This window comes from Myxococcus sp. AB025B (assembly GCF_006518215.1).
GTDB lineage: Bacteria > Myxococcota > Myxococcia > Myxococcales > Myxococcaceae > Myxococcus > Myxococcus fulvus.
This window is the reverse complement of the sequence record NZ_SRLW01000177.1, coordinates 1-21,023: the sequence shown is the minus strand read 5'-3', so window position 1 is coordinate 21,023 and position 21,023 is coordinate 1. Positions and strand designations below refer to the sequence as shown.

The 21,023-nt window shown below is 71.3% G+C and carries 21 protein-coding genes; 13 read left to right on the top strand and 8 right to left on the bottom strand.

The window, feature by feature from the left end:
• Nucleotides 1-330: 330 nt before the first annotated feature.
• From FL311_RS26570 to FL311_RS45360, 3 genes are all read right to left on the bottom strand, one after another.
• Nucleotides 331-1,659, bottom strand: a complete 1,329-nt coding sequence (locus tag FL311_RS26570) for a hydroxymethylglutaryl-CoA reductase, degradative (RefSeq protein ID WP_141329213.1) — start codon at nt 1,657-1,659, stop codon at nt 331-333.
• 242 nt (nt 1,660-1,901) lie between these two features.
• On the bottom strand, nt 1,902-2,222 hold the full coding sequence (locus FL311_RS45365; protein WP_228557097.1) for a cytochrome P450: 321 nt from the start codon (nt 2,220-2,222) through the stop codon (nt 1,902-1,904).
• 12 nt (nt 2,223-2,234) lie between these two features.
• Nucleotides 2,235-2,807, bottom strand: a complete 573-nt coding sequence (locus tag FL311_RS45360) for a hypothetical protein (protein ID WP_228557099.1) — start codon at nt 2,805-2,807, stop codon at nt 2,235-2,237.
• On the opposite strand from FL311_RS45360, the gene FL311_RS26560 reads away from it, so the two are divergent.
• Entirely contained in the window at nt 2,773-3,330 is a 558-nt protein-coding gene (locus tag FL311_RS26560) for a CapA family protein (protein ID WP_255510364.1), read from the top strand. The two genes, FL311_RS45360 and FL311_RS26560, sit on opposite strands and share 35 nt — an antisense overlap.
• A 135-nt stretch (nt 3,331-3,465) precedes the next feature.
• Here the strand turns inward: FL311_RS26560 and FL311_RS26555 are convergent, their stop codons facing one another.
• The 3 genes from FL311_RS26555 to FL311_RS26545 all read right to left on the bottom strand — a co-directional run bounded on the left by FL311_RS26555 (nt 3,466) and on the right by FL311_RS26545 (nt 7,821).
• Nucleotides 3,466-4,491: an alpha/beta hydrolase gene (locus tag FL311_RS26555; protein ID WP_141329211.1), complete on the bottom strand. Its 1,026-nt coding sequence runs from the start codon at nt 4,489-4,491 to the stop codon at nt 3,466-3,468.
• Nucleotides 4,492-4,729: 238 nt separating this feature from the next.
• Nucleotides 4,730-7,033 (bottom strand): DUF4157 domain-containing protein, encoded by a 2,304-nt coding sequence (locus FL311_RS45355; protein ID WP_228557096.1) that lies wholly within the window; start codon nt 7,031-7,033, stop codon nt 4,730-4,732.
• 116 nt (nt 7,034-7,149) lie between these two features.
• Nucleotides 7,150-7,821 (bottom strand): DUF1993 family protein, encoded by a 672-nt coding sequence (locus FL311_RS26545; RefSeq protein ID WP_141329209.1) that lies wholly within the window; start codon nt 7,819-7,821, stop codon nt 7,150-7,152.
• 193 nt (nt 7,822-8,014) lie between these two features.
• On the opposite strand from FL311_RS26545, the gene FL311_RS26540 reads away from it, so the two are divergent.
• The 8 genes from FL311_RS26540 (at nt 8,015) to FL311_RS26505 (ending at nt 16,080) form a co-directional block, all read left to right on the top strand.
• The gene (locus FL311_RS26540) at nt 8,015-8,290 is read left to right on the top strand and encodes a hypothetical protein (protein WP_141329207.1); all 276 of its coding nucleotides are present in this window, start codon (nt 8,015-8,017) and stop codon (nt 8,288-8,290) included.
• 266 nt (nt 8,291-8,556) lie between these two features.
• Entirely contained in the window at nt 8,557-9,825 is a 1,269-nt protein-coding gene (locus tag FL311_RS45350; RefSeq protein ID WP_228557095.1) for an MATE family efflux transporter, read from the top strand.
• 1 nt (nt 9,826) lies between these two features.
• Nucleotides 9,827-10,861, top strand: coding sequence for a Gfo/Idh/MocA family protein (locus FL311_RS26530; protein ID WP_141329205.1), 1,035 nt, complete (start codon nt 9,827-9,829; stop codon nt 10,859-10,861).
• Nucleotides 10,852-11,685: a hypothetical protein gene (locus FL311_RS26525; RefSeq protein WP_141329203.1), complete on the top strand. Its 834-nt coding sequence runs from the start codon at nt 10,852-10,854 to the stop codon at nt 11,683-11,685. Before FL311_RS26530 ends, FL311_RS26525 begins: the two co-directional genes overlap by 10 nt.
• On the top strand, nt 11,682-13,157 hold the full coding sequence (locus FL311_RS26520; protein ID WP_141329201.1) for a YcaO-like family protein: 1,476 nt from the start codon (nt 11,682-11,684) through the stop codon (nt 13,155-13,157). The genes FL311_RS26525 and FL311_RS26520 overlap by 4 nt, the downstream gene beginning before the upstream one ends.
• 3 nt (nt 13,158-13,160) lie before the next feature.
• Complete coding sequence (locus FL311_RS26515) at nt 13,161-14,027, top strand: sugar phosphate isomerase/epimerase (protein WP_141329199.1); 867 nt, start codon at nt 13,161-13,163, stop codon at nt 14,025-14,027.
• Nucleotides 14,024-15,310, top strand: coding sequence for a glycosyltransferase family 4 protein (locus FL311_RS26510; protein WP_228557094.1), 1,287 nt, complete (start codon nt 14,024-14,026; stop codon nt 15,308-15,310). Before FL311_RS26515 ends, FL311_RS26510 begins: the two co-directional genes overlap by 4 nt.
• Nucleotides 15,307-16,080 (top strand): PIG-L deacetylase family protein, encoded by a 774-nt coding sequence (locus FL311_RS26505; protein WP_141329197.1) that lies wholly within the window; start codon nt 15,307-15,309, stop codon nt 16,078-16,080. Before FL311_RS26510 ends, FL311_RS26505 begins: the two co-directional genes overlap by 4 nt.
• A gap of 63 nt (nt 16,081-16,143) precedes the next feature.
• Here FL311_RS26505 and FL311_RS26500 read toward each other — a convergent pair whose 3' ends face one another.
• Nucleotides 16,144-16,971, bottom strand: a complete 828-nt coding sequence (locus FL311_RS26500; protein ID WP_141329195.1) for an NAD(P)-dependent oxidoreductase — start codon at nt 16,969-16,971, stop codon at nt 16,144-16,146.
• 98 nt (nt 16,972-17,069) lie between these two features.
• On the opposite strand from FL311_RS26500, the gene FL311_RS26495 reads away from it, so the two are divergent.
• The 3 genes from FL311_RS26495 to FL311_RS26485 all read left to right on the top strand — a co-directional run bounded on the left by FL311_RS26495 (nt 17,070) and on the right by FL311_RS26485 (nt 19,999).
• Complete coding sequence (locus FL311_RS26495; RefSeq protein WP_194869371.1) at nt 17,070-17,852, top strand: AraC family transcriptional regulator; 783 nt, start codon at nt 17,070-17,072, stop codon at nt 17,850-17,852.
• A gap of 164 nt (nt 17,853-18,016) precedes the next feature.
• On the top strand, nt 18,017-18,970 hold the full coding sequence (locus FL311_RS26490; RefSeq protein ID WP_228557093.1) for a PQQ-binding-like beta-propeller repeat protein: 954 nt from the start codon (nt 18,017-18,019) through the stop codon (nt 18,968-18,970).
• Nucleotides 18,971-19,078: 108 nt separating this feature from the next.
• Nucleotides 19,079-19,999: a hypothetical protein gene (locus FL311_RS26485; protein WP_141329193.1), complete on the top strand. Its 921-nt coding sequence runs from the start codon at nt 19,079-19,081 to the stop codon at nt 19,997-19,999.
• A gap of 394 nt (nt 20,000-20,393) precedes the next feature.
• Here FL311_RS26485 and FL311_RS45345 read toward each other — a convergent pair whose 3' ends face one another.
• Entirely contained in the window at nt 20,394-20,717 is a 324-nt protein-coding gene (locus tag FL311_RS45345; protein WP_228557092.1) for a hypothetical protein, read from the bottom strand.
• Between the two features lie 6 nt (nt 20,718-20,723).
• Here FL311_RS45345 and FL311_RS45340 point away from each other — a divergent pair, with 6 nt between their 5' ends.
• Nucleotides 20,724-20,960: a hypothetical protein gene (locus FL311_RS45340; RefSeq protein WP_228557091.1), complete on the top strand. Its 237-nt coding sequence runs from the start codon at nt 20,724-20,726 to the stop codon at nt 20,958-20,960.
• The last annotated feature ends 63 nt before the right edge of the window (nt 20,961-21,023 follow it).

Sequence of the window (21,023 nt, the reverse complement as noted above, 5' to 3'; positions counted from 1 at the left end):
GCGGCCCCAGGATGCCCATCTGGTAGGACCACGCCTTGGTGTGCACACGGGCGGCTTCCAGGTTCGGGTTCAGCCGCGCCGGCCACGGCACGTAGAACTCAGGCAGCTGGAATGGTTGCTTCTGACGTGCCTTTGACATCTTCACCCTTCGCCAGTCTCAAGATGATTCAACTCATCGGGCCCGCGCGCCCATTGCAACGGTGGTGCCGGGATGAATCAGGCCGCCTCTCGTGTGATTCGAGGCGGTTGAAACACCCCGGCTCACGCGGCTGACACGTCAGTCGTCACCGAGGACGTGTCAACGGGGCGCATGACACGTCCGCTGCGGCGTCAGATGCTCGTGCCGGTCGCGGCGGCGGCGTCCTCGGCGGGGAGGTTCGCCAGCAGCTCGCGGGCCTTCTCCACCTTCACGTGGCCCGCCTTCACCAGCAGGTTGGCGATCTTCTCCACCCAGTCGCCCCGCGCGCCGGCCGTCACCGCCACGCAGCGCGCGTGCATCGCCATGTGGCCCTTCTGGATGCCCACGCTGCCCAGCGCCCGGAGCGCCGCGAAGTTCTGCGCCAGCCCCACCGCCGCGAACACCATCGACAGCTCGCGCACCGAGGGGGTCTGCATCAGCTTGAGCGCCATCTGCACGCCGGGGTGCACCTTGATGGGGCCGCCCACCACACCCAGCGCCATGGGCAGCTCGATGCGGCCCACCAGGTGCCCCTCCTCCAGGTACCAGGTGGAGAGCGGCCGGTACTGCCCACTGCGGCAGGCGAACGCGTGCGCGCCGGCCTCAATCGCGCGCCAGTCCTGCCCCGTGGCGATGGCCACCGCGTCGATGCCGTTCATCACGCCCTTGTTGTGCGTGGCCGCGCGGTACGGGTCGGCTTCGGCGAAGCGGCTGGCCTGGGTGATGCCCTCGGCGATGATTTCGCCCGGCATCTCGAAGTCCGCCAGCGCCGCCAGCGGGATGCGGCACGTGGCGCGCGCCAGCCGCCGGTCCGCCAGGTTGGAGAGGATGCGCAGGTACACCTTGCCGCCGGTGAGCTGCTCGACGAGCGGCGCCACGCCCTCCGCCATGGTGTTGATGAGGTTGGCCCCCATCGCCTCCTGCGTGTCGATGAGGAGGTGAACGATGAGCAACGGCTCTCCGCACGGCCCCTCGGGGGCCGGCAGCACGCGCACCTCCACGTCCTTGGCCCCACCGCCGCGCGCCACCATGGCCGGGTGGAAGCTGTTGGCCAGCGCCAGCAGTTGCTCCTTGTTCGCCAGGATGTGCTCGGTGGCCACCTTCGGGTCGCCGTAGCGCGACACCTGTATCTGACCAATCATCAGCGAGGGGTCCGCCTCGGCGGTGAAGCCACCGGACTCGCGGACGATCTTCGCGGCGAAGGACACGGCCGCCACCACGGACGGCTCCTCCACGGCCATGGGCACCAGGAGGTCGCGCCCGTTGACCTGGAGGTTGAGGCCCAGGCCCAGCGGCAGGCAGAACGTCCCCACCGCGTTCTCGATCATCTGGTTCGCCAGGACAGGCGGCAGCGCTTCGGAGCCCAGCAGTTGCCGCAGGTCCTCGGGCTGGAGCCGGAACATACGAGCGAGGTGCGCGTGGCGCTCCTCCATCGGCAGCTTGTGGAAGCTCGGGAGCCGGGAGGTCACGGTGTCGGACATGTTGTTCCTTCGGTGCAGAACCTGGAGCGGGCCCCCTTGCAACGGTGGCGCCATGAAGCGCCGGGCCACATCTCGCGGGATTCGAGGAGGATGAAACAGCCAGGCTCCTCGTTTGACGTGTCAGCCACGGAGGCTGACGCGTCAACTCACCGAAGCACAGACCCGGCACACCCACAGGCGGCCAGGAGGCGCGCGCCACGAACCGACTGGCTCGCGGATTCAGCGAAGCCGAGAGCCGCGAGTCACCAGGTGAGCGGCAGCTCATGGACGCCGAGGAGGTTCTCGTCCTTCTTGAAGCGGACCTCCTCCAGCGGCACGGCCAGCCGCAACGTGGGGATGCGCTGGAACAGCGTCTTGAACACCACCTCGAACTCGATGAGGGCCAGCGCGCGCCCGGTGCACAGGTGGATGCCGTGGCCGAAGGCGAAGTTGCGGTGCGCTTCCCGATGGAGGTCCAGCCGGTCCGGCGCCTCGAAGACCGTGCCGTCGCGGTTGGCGGAGTCTGGCTGCGCGAGGACGCCCTCCCCCGCGCGGATGAGCTGGCCGCCCACGGTGAGGTCCACGGTGGCGACGCGCTACCGGGCCAGATGCGAGACATTGACGAAGCGCAGGAGCTCCTGCACCGCCGCGGTGATGGCGGCGGGGTCCTCCATCTGGCGGAACTTCGCGAGCTGCTCGGGGTGGATGAGCAGCGCCAGCGTCCCCAGCCCGAACATGTACGCCGACGGTCCGTGCCCGGCGTAGTACAGCGCGTGGAACAGGGACGCCGCGTCCGGGGGACTCAGCTTCCCCGTCGCCACCTGCTCCGTGACGACACGACCGATGAGCGTGTCCCCAGGCTCACGCAGGTTGTCCTCCACCAAGCGCAGGAAGACATCATCCAACGCCATCAAGGCCGCTGTCGCCTCCTCGCGGGAGGACGCACGCGAGCCGACGGTCCTGCTCAGCACGTGCAGCGCCTCGGCGCCCTCCTGGGGCACGCCGAGCAGGTCGCCAATGACTTGCAGGGCCACGGGGAGCGCGAACGCCGACATCAGGTCCACGGGTCTCGGGCCGGCCAGCATCGCGTCGAGCGCCGCGTCCACGGTGGGCTTCCACTGGGGTGACTCCACCGTGCCGTTCTCGCTGACGGACCACGAGCGACGCACGGCCAGGCTCGCCATCGACCACGGGGCGGACGTCGTCCTGGGCCACCATCACCACATGCTCCGCGGGGTGGAGTTCCACGCCGGCAGGCCCATCTTCTACGGGCTGGGACACTATGTGTTCGACCTGCCGAACCTCACCGAGCGGCTCGCGAAGGATGGCTACCTGGGCGTGGGACGGCCGGAGGAGATGGCGGCCTGGGCCCGCAAGTTCGGCGAGTACATGATTCGCCCGAGGGAGGGCTACCCGCTGCTGCCGTTCCACCCGGACTCGAGGATGACCGGCGCGGCGGTGGTCCACATCACGCCGTCCGGGCGCATCCGCGCGGGCTTCCTCCCCGCCATCATCAATCCCGCCAACGAGCCCATCCACGTGGCCGCGGACAGCGACGAAGGCAGGCGGGTGGTGGCCTATCTCGAACGCTGCTGCGCGGCCGAACAGCTCCCGACGCGGCTCATCGCTCCTCGGCCCGACTCCGGCCTGCCCAGCGCGTGCATCGAGTTCGTGTCGACGGCGACCGACTGAGCGGGACCAGGGCGAGGCCTGCGCCGAGGCGGCGGCTCGCACGCATCCAGCTCGAGGCCCACCCTGGACGGGTCCTCAGGGTCCACGACGACCAGCTCCCCAGGACGCGGGCTGCGCGCGGGAAGCCCCGCGGCCTCAGGTGTCGGGCAGGTCGTGCCCCTCCTGCTGACGGAGCCACTGGGAGATGGCCTTCTCTGACTCGAGATGGCGGTCGAGGAACACGAAGTGCCCGCTGTCCAGCTCCACATAGGTGGCTCGCGGCCCCAGGCGCTCGACATAGGCACGCATGGCGGGGGTGCCCATCATGGAGTCATGGCGCCCCTGTATCACCAGCGTGGGTACCTCCGGCACGGGGGCCGAGGGCCGCGCGCCGGACACGAGCACCAGGCCCCGCAGGTCCAACCCCGGGTGCGAGACGCGATTGACGAGCACGCTCGCCCCCACGCCGCCGTTGGAGAGCCCTCCCAGGTAGAAGCGACGAACCCCCCGGGCCGAGAGCCATTCGAGGGTCGCCTTCAAGGTGCTCGCCCCCTGGGGCGACCACCAGTCTCCGGCGGGACCCACCGAAGGGCACACCGTCAGCGCGGAGATGGTCCAGGACGCCCGCGCCATCTCCCAGCAGTACACGGCGAAGTTGCCCGCATACCCGTGCAGGAAGACCACGGCCGTGTCCGGCGTCGCCCCTCGAGCCGGCGGGATGACCAGCGCATCGAAGGACTCCGGCGACTGAAGCCCCAGGTAGGTGGCAATCGCGGGCGTGGCCACCGCCCCCTCCGCCACCTCCATGCGGTCGAAGGCCGCCTCCAGCGCGGGGATGAACCCGCTCGCCTCCGAGCGCGGCAGCTTCCCCAGCCGCACCAGCGCGTGCGCAGCGAACAGCGTCCCGTCCCGCTCGTCGACGAGCCGATTCACCCACCGATGGCCTCCCTCCGGAAGCCGCACGGTCTTCAGGAGCGTGCCGTCCGCGAAGAGCAGCCGTGAGCAGGCGACGAGCGCGATGAGCCCGAGCCCCGCTCGCCACAGGCCCCGGGCACGCAGCATCAGGCCGACGGCCACCAGCACCAGCCCCCCGGAGTAGCTCCAGCCCGAAGGCGAGGCGCCGATGTGGGCCGCCGCCGCCAGCAGCAGCCCGGCGACCGGCGTCAGGAGGACTCCCAGCAAGACTCCGGGCCACGTGCGGGGCCGAGCGCCCTCCTTCGAGGGAGCACGACGAACGCCTGCGGGAACCGCCATGGGAGCGGAGATGGAATGAGCCATGCCGAGCACCCTGGCGGACCTGGAGCGGCGCGCGGGGTCCACGAGTCCGAGCGGTCCGGAGGCCCGGGGGAGTGGCTCCAACGAGTGCCTGGGCGGCAAGGCTCGCCGTCGAACGACCCGATTCACCCAGGGCCATTCGTGCTCACGGTTTCTTGGGTGTCGTGGTCGGGGCGGGGTCCACCACCGCGCTCCAGTCGATGTCCGCGTTGATGTCCGCCAGCCGCCCGGAGGACTGCTGCCGCCGGTCCTCCTTCCCGAGGTCGCCGGGGTGCACGACACCGTAGGGCAGCTTGAGGGCCTGCGCCGCGTCGCGTGCCTTGACCGCCTTGTCGCGGCCCACGCGCAGCTCCCCTCTCCTGCGCTGCACCTCGCGCGCCGCGGCGGCCTTGGCCAGATAACGCTCCCGCTGCATCTTCAGCTCCTCGCGCTCCGGCCCCGCCCCCAGCTTCGAGAGCTGCCGCTGGAGGTTGGCCGCCGCGGCCTCGAGCTCGCGGACGAGCGTCGGGTCATTCACCCGAGGATCGCTCTCCACCGACTCAATCTCCACATCGACCGCGCGCAGCTTCCGGGTCGCGGTCGCCACCTCGGCCTCCTTGCCCTCCTTGGCCTTCTGGTGCTTCGGGTCCAGCGTCGCGTTGTAGGCGCGGAGGTTCGCGTCGAGCACCCTCGCGTTGGTGCTCAAGGTGCGCAGCCGCTGGAAGAGTCGGACCAGCGCCTCCAGGTCGTCTCCCCGGTTCACGCCGCGGAGCACGGCGAGCTGTCCCGGGTCCAGGTGCTTCCCCAGCGAGCCCAGGAAGGACTCGTTCCTGGCCTGGAGCCACGTCACGAGCTTCTTGCGGTTCACCGGGCCCTTGAGCTTCTTGCCCTGGATGAAGTCCGCGTTCTCCTTCGCCAGCTTCGTCGCGGCCGCGCCCGTGCGGCCCGGCAGCATCTGCGCCGCGGTGAGCGCGGGCCCCGTGTCGGGAGTCACCCGTGAGATGTGCGTGACGGGCGTGACGTAGGGGTCCAGGTTGTTGCTGGGATTGGGCACGAAGCGGTCGCCCAGCCTCGCCTTGTGTTGCACGCCGCCTCTGGCCGGGGTCGGCTGGCTCCAGACGATGGCCACGTGGTAGCGGGCTCCGGGTGGCGTCTGGACGAGGTCCTTCTTCTCCCAGTGGGAGAAGATGACGCTGTGCCCACCGCCTTCCGACGCGTTGGCGTTGTAGAGGTACAGCCAGTCTCCCGTCTGGATGTCGTTGAGCTTCGCCAGGGGGAGATGCCGCTGCCGGTAGTATCTCGACCCCTTGCCGGGGTTCTCCGCCGCCGCCTTCTCCGCCGCCTCCGCCTGCTTCGTGCCCTCGTGCAGCGGTCCCAGGCCCTCGTCGCTCGGCTTCACGGTGCTCGGCGCCGGCCCCGGGTGTCCCGCGCCGCAGGACGGGGGCATCTCGGCGCCCTCGGCCTCGTCGAGGGGCAGCTTGTCTTTCGAGACCCGGTCCTGTCTCGTGATGTCAATCGACCTCCCCGTGTTGAGCATCGCGGCGCCCAGCGGGTCGAAGGACCCCATCACCCCTCCGGCGAAACCGGACCCGGGCGGGGTGGCGCCAGCGTAGTGGTGGACGATCTGCACCCAGTGGAAGCAGAACTGCGCATGCACCCGCTGCTCGAACGAGCCGGGCTGGTAGATGCCCTTCGCGAGGATGTGGGCCGACAGGAGCAGGCGCTGCTGCGCCGTGGTCGCCCCCCGGTCGGAGCCGTTGAACAGGCGCTCGGGGATGCGCTTGGAGACGATGAAGTCCCGCAGCTTCTGGCGCTGGGTGTTCGTGAAGAGCGCCTGGAGCCTCGCGGACGTCAGCGGGGCCGCCGGCACGCCGAACACGTTCAGCACATCCGCGAACTCCGTGTTGAAGAGGGAGGTGAACGCGTCCGCCATCGTCGTCCTGGGCAACGCCGGGCCGACGATTGCCTCCAGGCGGGCGAGCTCGGCACGCAGATGTTGAATCGTCGCGTTGTCGGCCCCGGGGGGCTGCCGCGCCAGCCAGCGGTGAATCCTGGCGATCTCCAGCCGGGCGGCCTGCGGGTTCGTGGCACTGACGCTGTTCTTCAGTGACTGCGGCTCGTCCGTGTCGGAGCCCAGAAGGGGCGTGTCCAAGGGCTGTCGGCGGAGTGTGCTCGTACCGCCCTGGAGGGTGTGCGTCAGCTCGTGCGCCAGCAGCCGATCTCCCGCGGCCGTCCCCGGCCCGTAGCGCCCGGGAGCGAAGACGACGTCATGTCCGACGGAGTAGGCGTGCGCGCCCACCGCCAGGGCGCTCCGCGCGGCCCGCGAGTCGTCATGCACACGCACGGAGGAGAAGTCGGCGCCACCGAAGCGCGCCTCCATCGCGTCGCGCGCGGCCGGCTCCAGCGGGCGCCCGGGCCGGGCGAGCACTTCATGGACGACCGGCGGCGCGAGCGCACGCGATGCCCCCACGTCTCCATTCCCCCGGCGCAGCCCCGGGCCGACAGGCGCCGGTTGCGGCGTCCCCATGACCTGGTCGGCAACGGTGTCGGCCTGGCGCTCGAACGGGTCCCCCGGAGAGCCGAGGGTCAGCTCGCGTTGAATCCGTGGCGGCGTGATGGAGATGCGGGCGAAGTCGAACTGGGAACCGGGAGCGACTGGCGCCGACAATCCGCCGCCCGATTCCGATGCGACGCGCGCGACGGCCGGGCGCTGCGATTCACGCTTCGGGGCAGGAGCATGCGCCGACGACGGACGCGGCTTCTGGTCGAACGCGAACATGGAGTACTCCTCCCCCAGGACGACAACGATGGAGCCGCACGGCGTCTGGCGCCCAGTATAGGAGAGAGGAAGGTCCGGGCGTCACCTGGCGTGGGCGAAGCCCCGCTCAACGCTCTCCCCCAGTCGCCCAGGAAGTCGCCCATGGTGAGTGGCACGCCTTGGTTGCGCAGGATGCCGTAGGCCGTGGTCAGGTGATGGAAGAAGTGGGGAATCGCGAAGGCCCGCAGGAACTGCCTCCCACTGGCGCGCGCCGAGCCACGGCGGTGCTCGATGACGACCTCTCGTTCGAAGCCACCTCCGAGGTCGCTCGGAGCGAGCGTGTCCATGTGCAGGTCCGCCGCGGAGATACCCGCGACGGCTCCAGCGAGCCGCGCATCCAGCAACGCCGCGTCACCAAGGCCACTGGCGGCGGCATCCCACCCTCTCGTCACCCTCGTCCGGCACGGGTTGGGCAATGGCTTTCCGCGCGAGGTGGTCATCCGACCCGAGCCCCTGGGAGATACGGTCCGCCGGCTGTTCGGCAACAAGGACGAGGATGTTGGAGATGCCAGCCTTGATAGTGCATTGGACGATTGATGGTCGTCGCGTCGTCGAGCGCGCTCCACGCCGGATGGGATGTCAGGGTCACGGGTCAAGATGCTCCCGGTTCGACAACACAAGGAGCCCGCAACCATGAAGACCGCCATCGCAGCCCTCACCCTGCTCGTGTCCACTTCCGCCGCGGCGTCCTTGACCCTCCGCTACGAGAACAAGGACTCCAAGGCGTACGCCGCCGAGGCCGTGTGCAGCGGGAGCAAGCAGGACCCGGTGAAGTTCTCCGCCAGCACCACGTCCTCGGTCTCCATCCAGGGTTCGTCGCCCTGCAAGGTGACGCTGCAGGGCACCACCATCACCTTCGACGGTGACGCGAACATCATCATCAAGGACGGGAAAATCTCCCGGAAGTAGCCCGGAGCGACCGCGTTCCCGTCCAGGACCTGAACGGACGGGAGCGCGCTGTCCGGCATGGCATCCATCGAAGGGCCCTTGCTGACTCCAACAAGGTGGGTTCTCGGAGCCTCTCGTGGACTTCACTCGACCTGACGTCCGAGCAGGCCCCTTCCAGGCCGAACCGTCGTCGGACGCCTGCTCGCGCCGCCCAGCACCGTGGCACCGGCAGGCGGGGGACCGCGCGGGATGAAAGGCACGCAACGTCTCGTTGCAACGCCCAATCCATGACGCAACCCCCACCCGACGCCTTCTCCCCCGCCGCCACGGGAGTCAGGGGCCTGCTCGCCTCCTGCTGGCAGGCCGTGCGCGGCTCCACCGAGGACCTGGCCACCGGCCCCGTGGACCGCGCCTTCCTGCTGCTGTCGGTCCCCATGGTGCTGGAGATGGTGATGGAGTCCATCTTCGCCCTCGTGGACGTGCTCTTCGTGTCCCGACTGGGCGCGGACGCCATCGCCACCGTGGGCCTCACCGAGGCCGTGCTCACGCTGTTCCGGACCGTGCCCCTGGGGCTGGCCGTCGCCGCGACCGCGCTCGTCTCCCGCCGCATCGGCCAGAAGGATCCGGAGCGCGCCGCGCGCACCGCCGTCCAGGCACTGGGGTTGGGACTGGCCCTGTCCGTGCCGCTGGCGCTGGCCGGCGGCCTCTTCGCGCGCCCCATCCTCACCGCCATGGGCGCGTCCCCCGGCGTGGTGACGCACGGCCTGGGGTACGCGCGGCTGATGCTGGGCGGCTTCCCCATCATCATGCTGCTGTTCCTCATCAGCGCCATCCTGCGCGGCGCGGGGGACGCGGCCACCTCCATGCGCGCGCTGTGGCTGGCCAACTCCGTGAACATCGTGCTCGCGCCGCTGTTCATCTTCGGCCTGGGGCCCGTGCCCGCCCTGGGCGTCACCGGCGCCGCGGTGGCCACCACCGTGGGCCGCGCCTCCGGCGTGCTGTACCAGGTCTACCGCCTGCTCCAGGGCCGCGGACGGCTGGAGCTGCGCCGCGTGGCGGGGCCCTCCGGCCGCGTGCTCGTGGGCCATGCCCACAACCGGCACGTCGACCAGCGGGGCGTGGGGGGCACGCCGCTGGACCCCGCCGGCTACGCGGCGCTGATGCCCGGGGCCGCCTGCTACGACGACGCTGGATTCGTCACCCGCTTCCTCGACGGGGGCGCCGTGCCCGACACCCCGCTGCCCCAACTGGAGCGCGCGGAGGCCTTGAGCTTCGCGTGGCCCCCGACGCCGGGACGCAGGTCCATCGACTTCGGCGTGGCCGTGCCGGGCGCGAGGCTGAGCCCCAATCCGCTGCTGGAGGCGCATGACGGCCGGGTGCGCCCCGCGTGGCCCACGCCTGGCCTGGCCGCCGAGTACGTGAGCGCCCACTACCTGTGCTCGGACGCGCCCGAGGACGCGGCCCTGCTGCGGCGGGCCGCCACCGACGCGACGCCCGAGCAGCGGGCCGCGCTCGTCAGGCGGCGGTGGCTCCTGAACCTTCCAGAGAGGTGGTGACATGTCCGGGGCGAAGCCAGGGGGCCGCACGCTGGGCTGGGCGGTGGTGGGGTGCGGGCTGGTGGCGCGGGAGTACGTCATCCCGGCGCTCCAGGGCGCGCGCAACGCGCGGCTGGTGGCGCTGTGCGACTCGGACGCGGAGGCGCTGATGCGCATCCCGGCGGACGACGTCGTCCGTCACACCGCGCTGGAGGCGGCGCTGGCGGACCGGAGCGTGGAGGCCGTCTACATCGCCACGCCCAACCACCTGCACGCCGCGATGACGGAGGCGTGCGCGGCGGCGGGCAAGCACGTGCTGTGCGAGAAGCCCATGGCCATCACCGCGCAGGACGGGCTGCGCATGCTGTCCGCGTGTCGGCGCGCGGGCGTGCACTACGCCACCGCGTTCGACCAGCGCCACCACGCCGCGCACCGCAAGCTGCGCACGCTGGTGAAGGAGGGCGTGCTGGGCACCATCACCCAGGCGCGCATCCACTACGCCTGCTGGCTGCCCGCGGACTGGGCGCCCGACAACTGGCGCATCGACCCGGAGCGGGCCGGCGGCGGCGCGATGATTGACCTGGCGCCCCACGGGCTGGACCTGCTGGAGGTGGTGCTGGGGGATGAATGGCGGTCGCTCGTCGCGATGACGCAGCGGCGCGTGCATGACTACGCGGTGGACGACGGCGCGGTGCTGATGGGGCAGTTCCGCGGCGGCGCGCTGGGCGTCCTCCAGGTGGCCTACAACTGCCCGGACGCGTACCCCCGGCGCACGCTGGAGCTCATCGGCACCCGCGCGCGCGCGCTGGCGTACAAGACGATGGGGCAGACGCCCGGCGGGACGCTGTCGCTCACCGACGCGACGTCAGGTGAGGAGACGTGGCTGCCCCTGTCCCCGGACGAGGACCAGAGCCCCTTCCGCAACCAGGTGGAGGCCTTCTCCGACTGCGTGCTGGAAGGCCGCCCCCAACCCTTCGCCCCGGAGCGCGACGTGCGCCTCGTGGGGCTCCTGTCGCAGGCGCTCCACGCCGGGGAGGCGTTTCCCCCATGTCACTGACCCGCTATGCCTGTACCCACTGCGGCACCTGGCAGCCGGGGTTTGCTCGCCAGCCGCCCGCGGGCTGCCCCACCTGCCTGGACGTGCGCAACGCCCTGCCGCCGGACGGCTGGGAGTTCCAGACGACGGGACAGGTGTCGGAGCGCCTGAGCACGCACTGGGAGGAGGCGCTGCCCGGCGTCTGGGGCTTCTCTTGCGCGCCGCGCTTCGGCCTGGGCTCCACGGGGTGGCTGCTGCGCCGCCCCGAGGGCAACGTCGCGTTCGAGGCCGCGCCCTGGTACTCGCGGCCGGCGCTGGAGTTCCTGGAGACGCTGGGCGGCCTCCAGGTGCTGTCCGCGTCGCACCCGCACGGCTTCGGGGCGCTGTGGCAGTTGCAGGAGCGCTTCGACCCGCTGCTCGTCCTGCACCGGGACGCGGTCCGTTACAGCAAGGCCTTCCAGGTGCGCTGGCCGGTGGACGACGAGCACCCCCTGGCGCCGGGCCTGACGCTGCGCTGCGTGGCGGGGCACTACGAAGGCCAGACGGTCTTGTACGACGCGCGCACCCGCTCGCTGTTCTGCGGCGACGCGCTGAAGGTGGAGCTGGACGCGCACGGCCGACCCACGGCGCTGTCGTGTCACAAGGGCTTCCACTACGCGATTCCGCTGAGCCACGCGGAGCTGCGCCGCTACCGCGCGGTGCTCGAGCAGCTCCCGTTCGAGAACGTCTTCACCCCGTTCGAGTTCGCGCGCGGCGTCACCCGTGAGCATGCCCTGGCGCTGTTCGACCGGCTGCTCGCGGGCATGCCTCACACCCGTCCCATTGCGTTGGAGGAGCTGTCATGAGCCTGACCGAAGCCCTGGATGCCTATTTCCGTGTCATGCCTCCGGGAGCGTTCCCGATCTTCCGCATCGACCCGCTGGACCGGCTGGGCGTGCCGGTGGTCTCCGCCAGCCTGCGGATGGGAGACCGCCCCGGCGACATCATCCACGCCAACGGCTACGGCGCCACCGAGGAGGAGGCGCGCGTCGGGGCCCTGGGAGAGCTCGCCGAGGAGGTCTGCGCGGACCAGGCCCTGCTGCGCATGCCCCGCGTGCACGGCACCTACGCGGAGCTGGTGGGCACCTTCGGCGACTCGGCGGTGGTCGACCCGCTCACCCTGAGCCTGCCCGCGGGCAGCCCCTACCGGCCCGACATGCCGCTCGTCTGGGGCGAGATGAGGCGGCTGTCCACCGGCGAGCGGGTGCTGGTGCCAGAGGAGTTCATCGCCGTGCGACCCGGGAACCTGGTGGGGAAGACGCCGCTCGCCAGACCCTTGACCAACGGGCGTGGCGCGGGACGCACGCAGCAGCAGGCGCTGGCGCACGCGCTGCTGGAGCTGCTGCAACGCGACGGCAACGGGCTCCAGTTCCGCGCGATGGACCAGGGCGTGGTGCTGGACCTGGAGGGCGCGGCGCTGGACCCTGACGTGCGGGAGCTGCTGGGGCGCTACCAGCGCGCGGGCGTGGAGGTGCTGGCGAAGCTGGCGAGCACCGACTTCGGCCTCGTGAACGTCTACGTGGTGGGCCACGACCTGTCCGTGGGCAACCAGCCGCTGCTCGTGACGGGTTGCGGCGAGGCGACGGACCCGGACCGGAACCGGGCGCTGCGCAAGGCGCTGCTGGAGTTCGCGGGCTCCCGGGCGCGCAAGGCCGTCTCGCACGGCCCGATGAGCGAGGTGGCCCGCGTCGCGCCCCGGGAATACATGGAGCAGTTCGTCCCCCTGGTGGACGTGGCCTCCGAGGAGCCCCGCGCGCTACAGGCCATGGCGGAGTGGTCCCAGCTGCCGGCCTCGGCGCTGCGCGAGCTCACCGCGTGCACGTTGCTGCGCCGGCGCACCGTGCGCTTCGAGGAGCTGCCCCAGGTGCCGGGGATGGAGGACCCCGCGAGGCGGTGTGAGCACGTGGTGAAGCAGCTCCATGCGGCGGGCTTCGACATCCTCGTCGCGGACCTGTCGCCTCCAGGCCACCCCGTGCACGTGGTGAAGGTGGTGGTGCCGGGACTGGAGGTGGAGACGATGACCTATGGCCGGTTGGGCGAGCGCAACGTGGCGCGGCTGCTCGAGCGCCGTGAGCCGCTGGTGGGCCTGGGCGCACCGCCGCCGGGAGCGCAGCCGGTGCGGCTCACCCCGGAGGCCGAGGCGCGGCTGGGCGGTCCCGCCTGGTTCGACACGCGGCTGGCCGAGGCGCGCGTGGGACGCCTGTATCCCCTCTACCGGGAGCCGGACCGCCACGCCGTGCACGCGATGCGCACGAGCCGTCGCTTCGGGGGGCAATGAGCCATGGCGCTGCGCTTCGCGTACAACACCAACGGCGTGTCCAACCACCGCTTCGAGGACGCGCTGCGCCTCATCGCGGACAGTGGCTACGACGGCGTCGCGTTGACGCTGGACCACCACCACTTCGACCCGTTCGCGCCGGACTTCGAGCAGCGGAGCGGCCAGCTCGCCGCGCTGCTGGAGCGGCTGGGGCTGGGGCTGGTGGTGGAGACGGGGGCGAGATTCCTGCTGGACCCTCGGCGCAAGCATGAGCCCACGCTCATCACGCCGGACGCCGCGGGTCGGGCCCTGCGCCTGGAGTTCCTGAAGCGCGCGGTGGACGTGTGCGCGACGTGTCGGGGCGAAGCGGTGTCCTTCTGGGCGGGGGTGCCCCGCGCCGAGGTGACGCAGGAGGCGGCCTGGCCGTGGCTGGTGGACGCAGTGGCCCGGCTGTCGGAGTACGCGGCGGCGCGCGGGGTGGTGCTGGCGGTGGAGCCGGAGCCGGGGATGCTGGTGGACACCGTGGACGGCTGGGGCCTGCTGCAGGCGCGGGTGGTGGCGGCGGGCGCGCCTCCTGTCCGCCTGGCCCTGGACGTGGGGCACCTGCTGGTGACCGGCGAGCGGGCGCCAGCGGAGGCGGTGCGTGAGTTCGCGCCGGTGCTGGGCACGGTGGCGCTGGAGGACATGAAGCGCGGCGTGCATGAGCACCTGCCGTTCGGCGAGGGGGACGTGGACGTGCCGTCGGTGCTGCGGGAGCTGACGCGCGCGGGCTACGACCGGCTGGTGTGCGTGGAGCTGTCCAGGGATGCGCACCGGGCGCATCAGATGGTGCCCGGGGCGCTGGAGTGGCTGAAGGCGCGCCTGCCCACGGGCGCGGAGGTGGCGGCGTGAACACCGTGAGCCCGCTGCGAATCTGCTTCATCTCCCGGCGCTTCTTCCCCGCCATCTCGGGGATGAGTGTCTATGCCCTCAACCTGGTGCGGGAGCTGGTCGCGTGCGGGCATGACGTGACGATGGTGAGCCAGTACCGCAACGACGCCGCGGGGATGGCGGTGTATGGGGGCGGGCCGCCGCCAGGGATTCCGGGCGCGCACGTGCTGGGGTGCGAGTCCCGGGGCGAGCAACGCATCAACCAGGGGCAGCCCGCCAGCTTCGAGCAGGACGTGGAGGACCTGGTGGAGACGGTGGTTCGCGAGCACCGGCGCCGGCCCTTCGACTTCATCCATGCCCAGTATGGTTACCCCTGTGGCCTGGCGGCGCTGGAGGCCTCGCGGCGTCTGGGATTGCCCAACGTCGTCTCCATCCAGGGCGGTGACGGACACTGGGTGGGGACGTGCTGTGGGACGCACAAGCAGGCGATGCTCGCGGTGCTGGGCCACTCGGGGGCGCTGTTGATTGGCAGCCGGTCCTTCGCGGAGGAGGTGCGGGGGCACCATGGGACGCCGCTGGAGCGGTTCACCATCGTCCCGGGCGCCACGGACACGCAGCGCTTCCATCCGCGCAACGAGTCCCGGCTGGGGGAGCCGCAGGACGTGCCGGTGTGGCTGTACCACGGCCGGGTGGACGCGCGAAAAGGCGTGATGGAGCTGCTGGACGCGGCGAAGCAGTTGGTGGCGGAGGGACGCCGGTTCCGGCTGCGCGTGTCTGGAATCGGGCCGGACGTGGAGGCGGTGCGCGCGCGCGTGGAGGCGGAGGGGCTTCGGGGCACGGTGGAGCTGACGGGCGTGTCCACCTACGCGCAGGCGCCGGACCTGTACCGGAGTGGGGACCTGTTCGTGTCGCCCACGTATTCGGAAGGGTTCTCCAACACGCTGCTGGAGGCGATGGCGTCGGGGCTGCCCATCGTGTCCACGAAGGCGGTGGGGGTGGTGGACTGCCTGGAGGACGGGCGGGACGCGCTGTTGGTGCCGCCGAGGGACAGCGTCGCGCTGGCGGAGGCCATGGGGCGGCTGATGGACGACGCGCCGCTGCGAAGACGGCTCGCGACGACGGCGCTCGGCGAGGTGCGGGAGCTGTACTCGTGGCGGACGGTGGGGCGACAGATTCAGGGTGTGTACAAGGCGCTGACCGGCACGCGGCCGGACACGCGGTGGACGAACGTGTATGACCCGGCGACGACGCAGCGGAGCGCGGACCCCTCGTGCAGGTTCCGGGCGGCGCCGCACCTGTTATGAGCACCGCCCTCTTCGTGTCGCCGCACCTGGACGACGTGGCCTTCTCGTGTGGGGGGACACTGGCGGCCTTGAAGGCCAAGGGTTGGACGGTGGCGCTCATCACCGTCTTCACGCGCTCGGTGCCGGAGCCCCGGGGCTTCGCGCTGAAATGCCAGACAGAGAAGGGGCTGGGGCCGGAGGTGGACTACATGGCCCTGCGGCGCGAGGAGGACCGGGCGTTCGCGAAGCGGCTGGGCGTGGACGTCCTGGCGTGGGCGGACCTGGAGGAGGCGCCGCACCGGGGCTACGCGAGCGCGGAGGCGCTGTTCCAGCCCCCGCGAGCCGATGACGCCATCCAGGCGGAGGTGGCGCGGCGTCTGAAGCCGGTGTTGTGGGAGCTGACGCCCAGCCGGGTCTTCGTGCCGCAGGCGCTGGGGGGCCACGTGGACCACGTGCAGGTGGTGCGCGCGGCGCGGGGGTTGGGCATCCCGTCCCACCGCGTCTGGTATTACCGCGACACGCCCTACGCCGTGCGCCAGCCGGGCGCGAAGCCCGACCCGGCGCTGCCTCGGGAGCCGCGGCCCCTGGCGGTGGACATCACGGCGCACCTGACGACCAAGGTGGAGGGCTGCCTCTGCTACGGCACCCAATTGGGCTTCCAGTTCGGCGGCGCGGAGGGCGTGGGACCGATGCTGGAAGCCTTCCACCACCGGGAGGCGGAGGCCCACGGACGCTCGGGAGCCGCGGAGGTCTTCCTGGGTCAGCAACTCCCGACGGCATCCCCGCGCTGACGCACGGCTCGGCGGAATGCGTCGGGGCTCGCTGGCTGAAGCTGCTCCGGGAGCACGTCTGTTCTATGCACCCGCCGCGAGCGCGTCGGCGAGGCGGGGGAACACCGGCTTGAACCCGAGGTCCTCGCGGATGCGGCGTCCGTCGAGGAGCACGTCGAAAGCGCGCGCGAACTCGGCGTTCGAGCCATCGGGCGGGGGCTGCCCCACCGATGCGAAGAGCGTGGCGAGGTCAGGCGCCTCGTCGTCGACCACGTTGTAGATGCGGTGCGCCGGCGAAGGCGCCTCGAGCAGGCGTGCCACGGCCTGCGCGACGTCGGCGTGGTGGGCAATCGACATGCGTTGGGCCGCCGGGAAGCCGCGCATCATCGGCACCACCTCCTCGATATGTGGGTCCCCGTCGCCGTACACGAACGGCAGGCGCAGCACCCGCACGTCGAGCCCTTCGACTCCGAGGAGGAAGCGCTCGGCGGCGAGCTTGCTCACCGGATAGGCCACGGTCGGCGCACAGGAGTCTTCCTCGCCGACGAGGCGTCCCCCCGTCGAGCCATGGACCAGGCCGGTGCTCGTGAAGATGAAGCGCTTCACGGACGCGGCACGTGCGGCGGCCGCGAGGTGCTGCGTGCCCAGGTCATTGACCGCGTGCGCCTGCTCGGGCGTCGCGCCGCGGAAGAACGCGGCGCAGTGGACCACGGCGTCGACGCCGCGCACGGCGGGCACCAGCGAGCCCGCGTCGAGCAGGTCGCCCTGGGCGAGCTCCACCCGCGCCTCCTTCGGGAAGACGGCGCGGGTGGGCTCGCGGACGAGGGCACACACGTCATGGCCCCGCTCGGCGAGTCGCTGGGTGAGTCGGCTTCCGACCTTTCCGGTCGCTCCGGTGACAAGGATTTTCATGGGCCGACCTTCGCCCGCCCAGGCGCGGCGGGGATTGGAGAAAACGGACACGTGCCCCCACGCTTGCGCCGCCGTCGAGCGCGGGCCAGAGTCAGGGCATGCATGCGGGCCTTGTCCATCGCCATCACATCGCGCCGGGCGCCTCGGTCGCGTCCGCTGTAGCCGCGCTGTTCGTGGACGAGCGCGACCACGACGTGCGGGGCCTCCTGATTCCGCGGCCCGAGGTCCATCTCGTCGTTCGGTTCGGGCCGGCGGCGCGAAGGGGCCTGGACGCACACGCGATGGGCGGAATGCAGCGGGTGCGTCGCAAGCACATCCACCACGGACAGCGGACCGTGACGGCGCGGCTCCACCTGGGCGCGCATGAGGCGGTGCTCGGCGTCCCGGCCTCCGCCCTCGCCGGAAGCATCGTCGCACTCGAGGACCTGTGGGGCGATGCCGCGGCCCGGCGGCTCTTCGAGCGGCTCGGCGACACCGACGACACGGCCCAGGCGGCGGACATCCTGGAGCGCGCCATCGCCGAACGCCTCGCGCGCACGAACGGACGCCGCGCCCACCCACGACTCGCCCTCGACGCCGCCGAGCGGCTCTCGAGCGGCACGGTGAACGACGTCGCGGGTGACATCGGGGTGAGCGACAGACATCTGCGTCGCGTGTTCCGGGAGACCGTCGGCGTGGGCCCCAAGGCCTTCGCCAGGCTCGTCCGCTTCCATCGCGCGCTGCGCGCCGCATCCGGGGACGAACACGCCCACTGGGCGGACATCGCCGCCGACGCCGGCTATTACGACCAGGCGCACCTCATCGCCGAGTTCCGCGCGTTCACGGGTCTGACGCCCCAGGGGTTCCTCCGGGAGCTCCGAGCGACGGAGTTGATCAGCTGACACCCGGGCCAGTGCCCCGCTGCCCCCCAGGCCGGAGACCCCCTCTGTCGGACGCATCTCGCTCCATCTTCTTCGGCGCCAATGCCGCGCGGACCGGACACTTCGAGGCAACGGGACCGCTCGCGGTCAAGCGAGCCCGCTGGAAGTTCGCGCCGCGCGCGCTCGTGACGACGCGCAACACGCCCGCCATCCACGACGGCGTGCTGTTCGCGAACTACGACAACGACAGGCTCTACGCGCTCGACCTCGCGAAGGGGAAGGATCTCTGGAGCGTGCGGGTCGGCGGCGCCAGCCCCGAGAGCCTCTCTCATCCGACGGTCGCGCGGGGCCTGCTCTTCGTCGTCGGCGGCGGGCAGTGTCACGCCGTCGACCTGGGCACGCACGCCCTCCGCTGGAGCGTCTCATGCGACTCCGAGGCGACCTCCTCGCCCATCGTCGTCGACGACGTCGTCTATGTGGGGACCCGGTCCGGCGCGGTCCTCGCCCTCGACGCGCGTACGGGGACCGAGCAATGGCGCGCGCAGCTCCGCTGTGGCGGGAGCGTACAGTCCGCGGTCAGCGTGACGCGAGCGCAAGTCCTCGTCGGGACCTGTCAGGGCTTCACCCAGGGCCACGTGGTCGCGCTCGACCGCGCCACGGGGGCCGAGCGCTGGTCGGTGGAGACCGGGTCGATGAGCCACGGCGGAGCCCCCGCCGTCCACGGCGACACGGTCTATGCCTTGTCCGGGCTGGGACAGCGCCTTCACGCGCTCGACCTCGACAGCGGCGAGCAGCGTTGGGCCTACCAGACGCCCGGCGCGCTCTGGGGAGCGCCCGCCGTCGCGGACGGTGTCGTGTGCTTCACCGGCTATCACTCGATGCTCCACGCCGTGGACGAGGAGACCGGGAAGGAGCGCTGGTCGGTCGCGCTCGACAAACCACCCGCCAGCACGGCCTCACCAACCATCGCCGGGGGACTCGTCTACCTGGGGGCCCGCAACGCCGTACACGCCTGGACGCTTCGGGAAGGGACGGAGCGCTGGCGGTGGAGGGCCCCCTATCGCGTGACGACGGCACCGCTCATCGCCGACGGCACCCTCTACGTGGGCTGTGACCGCGCCGTCGTCGCGCTGGGGTAGCGGCGCCCCGTCGCGCCGGGGCGCCCCGACAGGTCGAGCAGCCCCGCCCTTGACGAACACAGCCCTCGTCCCTACCCGTGACTCCTCTCACGGCAGGAGTGTCAAGGAATGGGATTGAGCAGGTGGGGTACGTGTCTCCTCGCGGTGATGTTGGTGGCCTGCGGTGATGGCGTCGGGCTGGAGCCGCCCTCCGAAGCCACGCAGGGGACGCTGCGGTTGCCGCTGACGGCGCAGAGCCCCGAGGGGGCGGTCAAGCTGGTCGGCGCCACGTTCAACATCACGGGCGCCCAGACGGTGTTCATCTCGGACACGTCCGCCGACACGTTGACCGTGCCGCTCATCGAGGGTGACTACACCATCGAGCTGGGGGGGAGCTGGCACCTGGAGCGCCTGTCGGCCCCCGGTGCGCCCCTGAGCGCCCAGCGACTGTCGCCCTCCGTGCTGGCCTTCTCGGTCATCCAGGGGAAGCTCACCGAGGTGCGCTACCTCTTCAAGCTCGCGGGCAGCGGCGGCGTGGACGTGGGCATCCAGGTGGACAACGGAGGCTCCATCTCAGGCACCCTGACGTTCACCCAGCATGAAGGTCCTCCGGACTCCGAGTTCGCGTCGCTGGTGGGCAAGAGCGTGCCCTTCGTCATCGGCTTCGAGACCTCTCGCGTGGTCAGGGAGGGAGGCGGCCCGAAGGCCCTCTCCGTGGAGACCGGCCCCATCCTCGTCCAGTTCGGCGGACCGGACGGGGCCCTGCTGGAGAAGCATGTGTCCCCCTTCTTCAAGGGGCGCTCCTTCCTCTTCAGGGTGACCAGCCTCCCGAGCGGGTATCAGGTGCTCAGCACCTTCCTGATTGAGGGCGTGGGCAGCGGCGCTCCGCTCGACTTCGTCTCACATGAGAGCCAGCCGTTCAGGGGCACCGTGGACCCAGGCGGCTATCCCGAGACGACCCCCTTCGAGTTCCAGTCCACCATGGTCTTCAGCCTCCACGCGTTCGGGGACCTGAGTGGCACGTTCACCGGCACGGTGGTGCCCAAGTAGCCACGGTGCCTCCCGGCATGGAGACGGCGGCCCTCCCGACGGAAGGCCGCCGCGCTGCCCGCTTCGAGCTCCGGACTCCGGAGCGGACTCCCTTGTCGAACCCGGCAGGGCTGTTGGGTTCTCACGGACCTCGCGAGGTGAAGCGGGAGTCGCGCAGGTTTCGGCCCTGCCCGAACCTCGCTCAGCGTGGCGCGAGTCCTCGCACGATGGGCGAGAGCACGCCCATCAACCGGCTCGCTACGACGGCCCGAGGAACCTCGGAGAGACGCGGGGCTTGCCCGCTGACGCGAAGGTGCACCCGCGCGCCAGGGACGAGGCGGCCGCTTGACGGTCGTGGCACGAGTCGGAGCAGCTCTCGGGCCTGCGCTTCGCGTGAGGCCCTTGCGCGGAGCCCCTATGCGCCCCGGCCCTCCATCAACCCGCGAATCTTCACCGCGTCCGCCTCCTCCATCGGGTTGTAGACGAGCATGGCCAGGTCGGGCCGGCCATCCACGGCGAACGACGAGTACTCCAGCGTGAGGGCGCCCAGCACGGGGTGGCGCAGCCGCTTCACGCCCTCGCCGAAGGACCTCACGTCGTTCTCGCGCCACATCGCCGCGAACTCCGGGCTGTCCCGGCACAGCTCGTCGACCAGCGGCTGCACCGTCTGGGCCGCCCCGGCGCGCGCCGCGTGGCCACGGTGCGGCTGCCGCCCTCCGTCCATGGCGTGGGAGACCACGGCTTCGTGCCCTTCCTGATTCAGCTGGCGCGCGAGAAGGGTGTGTCGGCGTACCTGGGTGAGGGGACGAATCGCTGGTCCGCCGTGCACGTGTCGGATGCGGGCCGGCTGTATCGGCTGGCGCTGGAGCACGGCGTGGGCGAGCGCGTCTATCACGCCATCGCGGAGCAAGGCGTCGCGGGTCTGGCTCTCATCCTGAGCACGCAGCCCGGTGGACCTGAGCGCGCAGAGGGGCGAGCGTGAGGTCGATGGCGGCGTCCCAGCGCTCGGAAAGCACCAGGGAGCGGAGGTCGAGCACATTTTGAC

What these genes read in the sequence shown, in the direction of transcription:
- FL311_RS26520 (WP_141329201.1), top strand. Translation starts at nt 11,682, where the DNA reads ATGAGCCTGACCGAAGCCCTGGATGCCTATTTCCGTGTCATGCCTCCG.
- FL311_RS26545 (WP_141329209.1), bottom strand. Translation starts at nt 7,821, where the DNA reads ATGACCACCTCGCGCGGAAAGCCATTGCCCAACCCGTGCCGGACGAGG.
- FL311_RS26500 (WP_141329195.1), bottom strand. Translation starts at nt 16,971, where the DNA reads ATGAAAATCCTTGTCACCGGAGCGACCGGAAAGGTCGGAAGCCGACTC.
- FL311_RS26530 (WP_141329205.1), top strand. Translation starts at nt 9,827, where the DNA reads ATGTCCGGGGCGAAGCCAGGGGGCCGCACGCTGGGCTGGGCGGTGGTG.
- FL311_RS26495 (WP_194869371.1), top strand. Translation starts at nt 17,070, where the DNA reads ATGCATGCGGGCCTTGTCCATCGCCATCACATCGCGCCGGGCGCCTCG.
- FL311_RS45350 (WP_228557095.1), top strand. Translation starts at nt 8,557, where the DNA reads ATGACGCAACCCCCACCCGACGCCTTCTCCCCCGCCGCCACGGGAGTC.
- FL311_RS26525 (WP_141329203.1), top strand. Translation starts at nt 10,852, where the DNA reads ATGTCACTGACCCGCTATGCCTGTACCCACTGCGGCACCTGGCAGCCG.
- FL311_RS26570 (WP_141329213.1), bottom strand. Translation starts at nt 1,659, where the DNA reads ATGTCCGACACCGTGACCTCCCGGCTCCCGAGCTTCCACAAGCTGCCG.
- FL311_RS26485 (WP_141329193.1), top strand. Translation starts at nt 19,079, where the DNA reads ATGGGATTGAGCAGGTGGGGTACGTGTCTCCTCGCGGTGATGTTGGTG.
- FL311_RS26515 (WP_141329199.1), top strand. Translation starts at nt 13,161, where the DNA reads ATGGCGCTGCGCTTCGCGTACAACACCAACGGCGTGTCCAACCACCGC.
- FL311_RS26540 (WP_141329207.1), top strand. Translation starts at nt 8,015, where the DNA reads ATGAAGACCGCCATCGCAGCCCTCACCCTGCTCGTGTCCACTTCCGCC.
- FL311_RS26505 (WP_141329197.1), top strand. Translation starts at nt 15,307, where the DNA reads ATGAGCACCGCCCTCTTCGTGTCGCCGCACCTGGACGACGTGGCCTTC.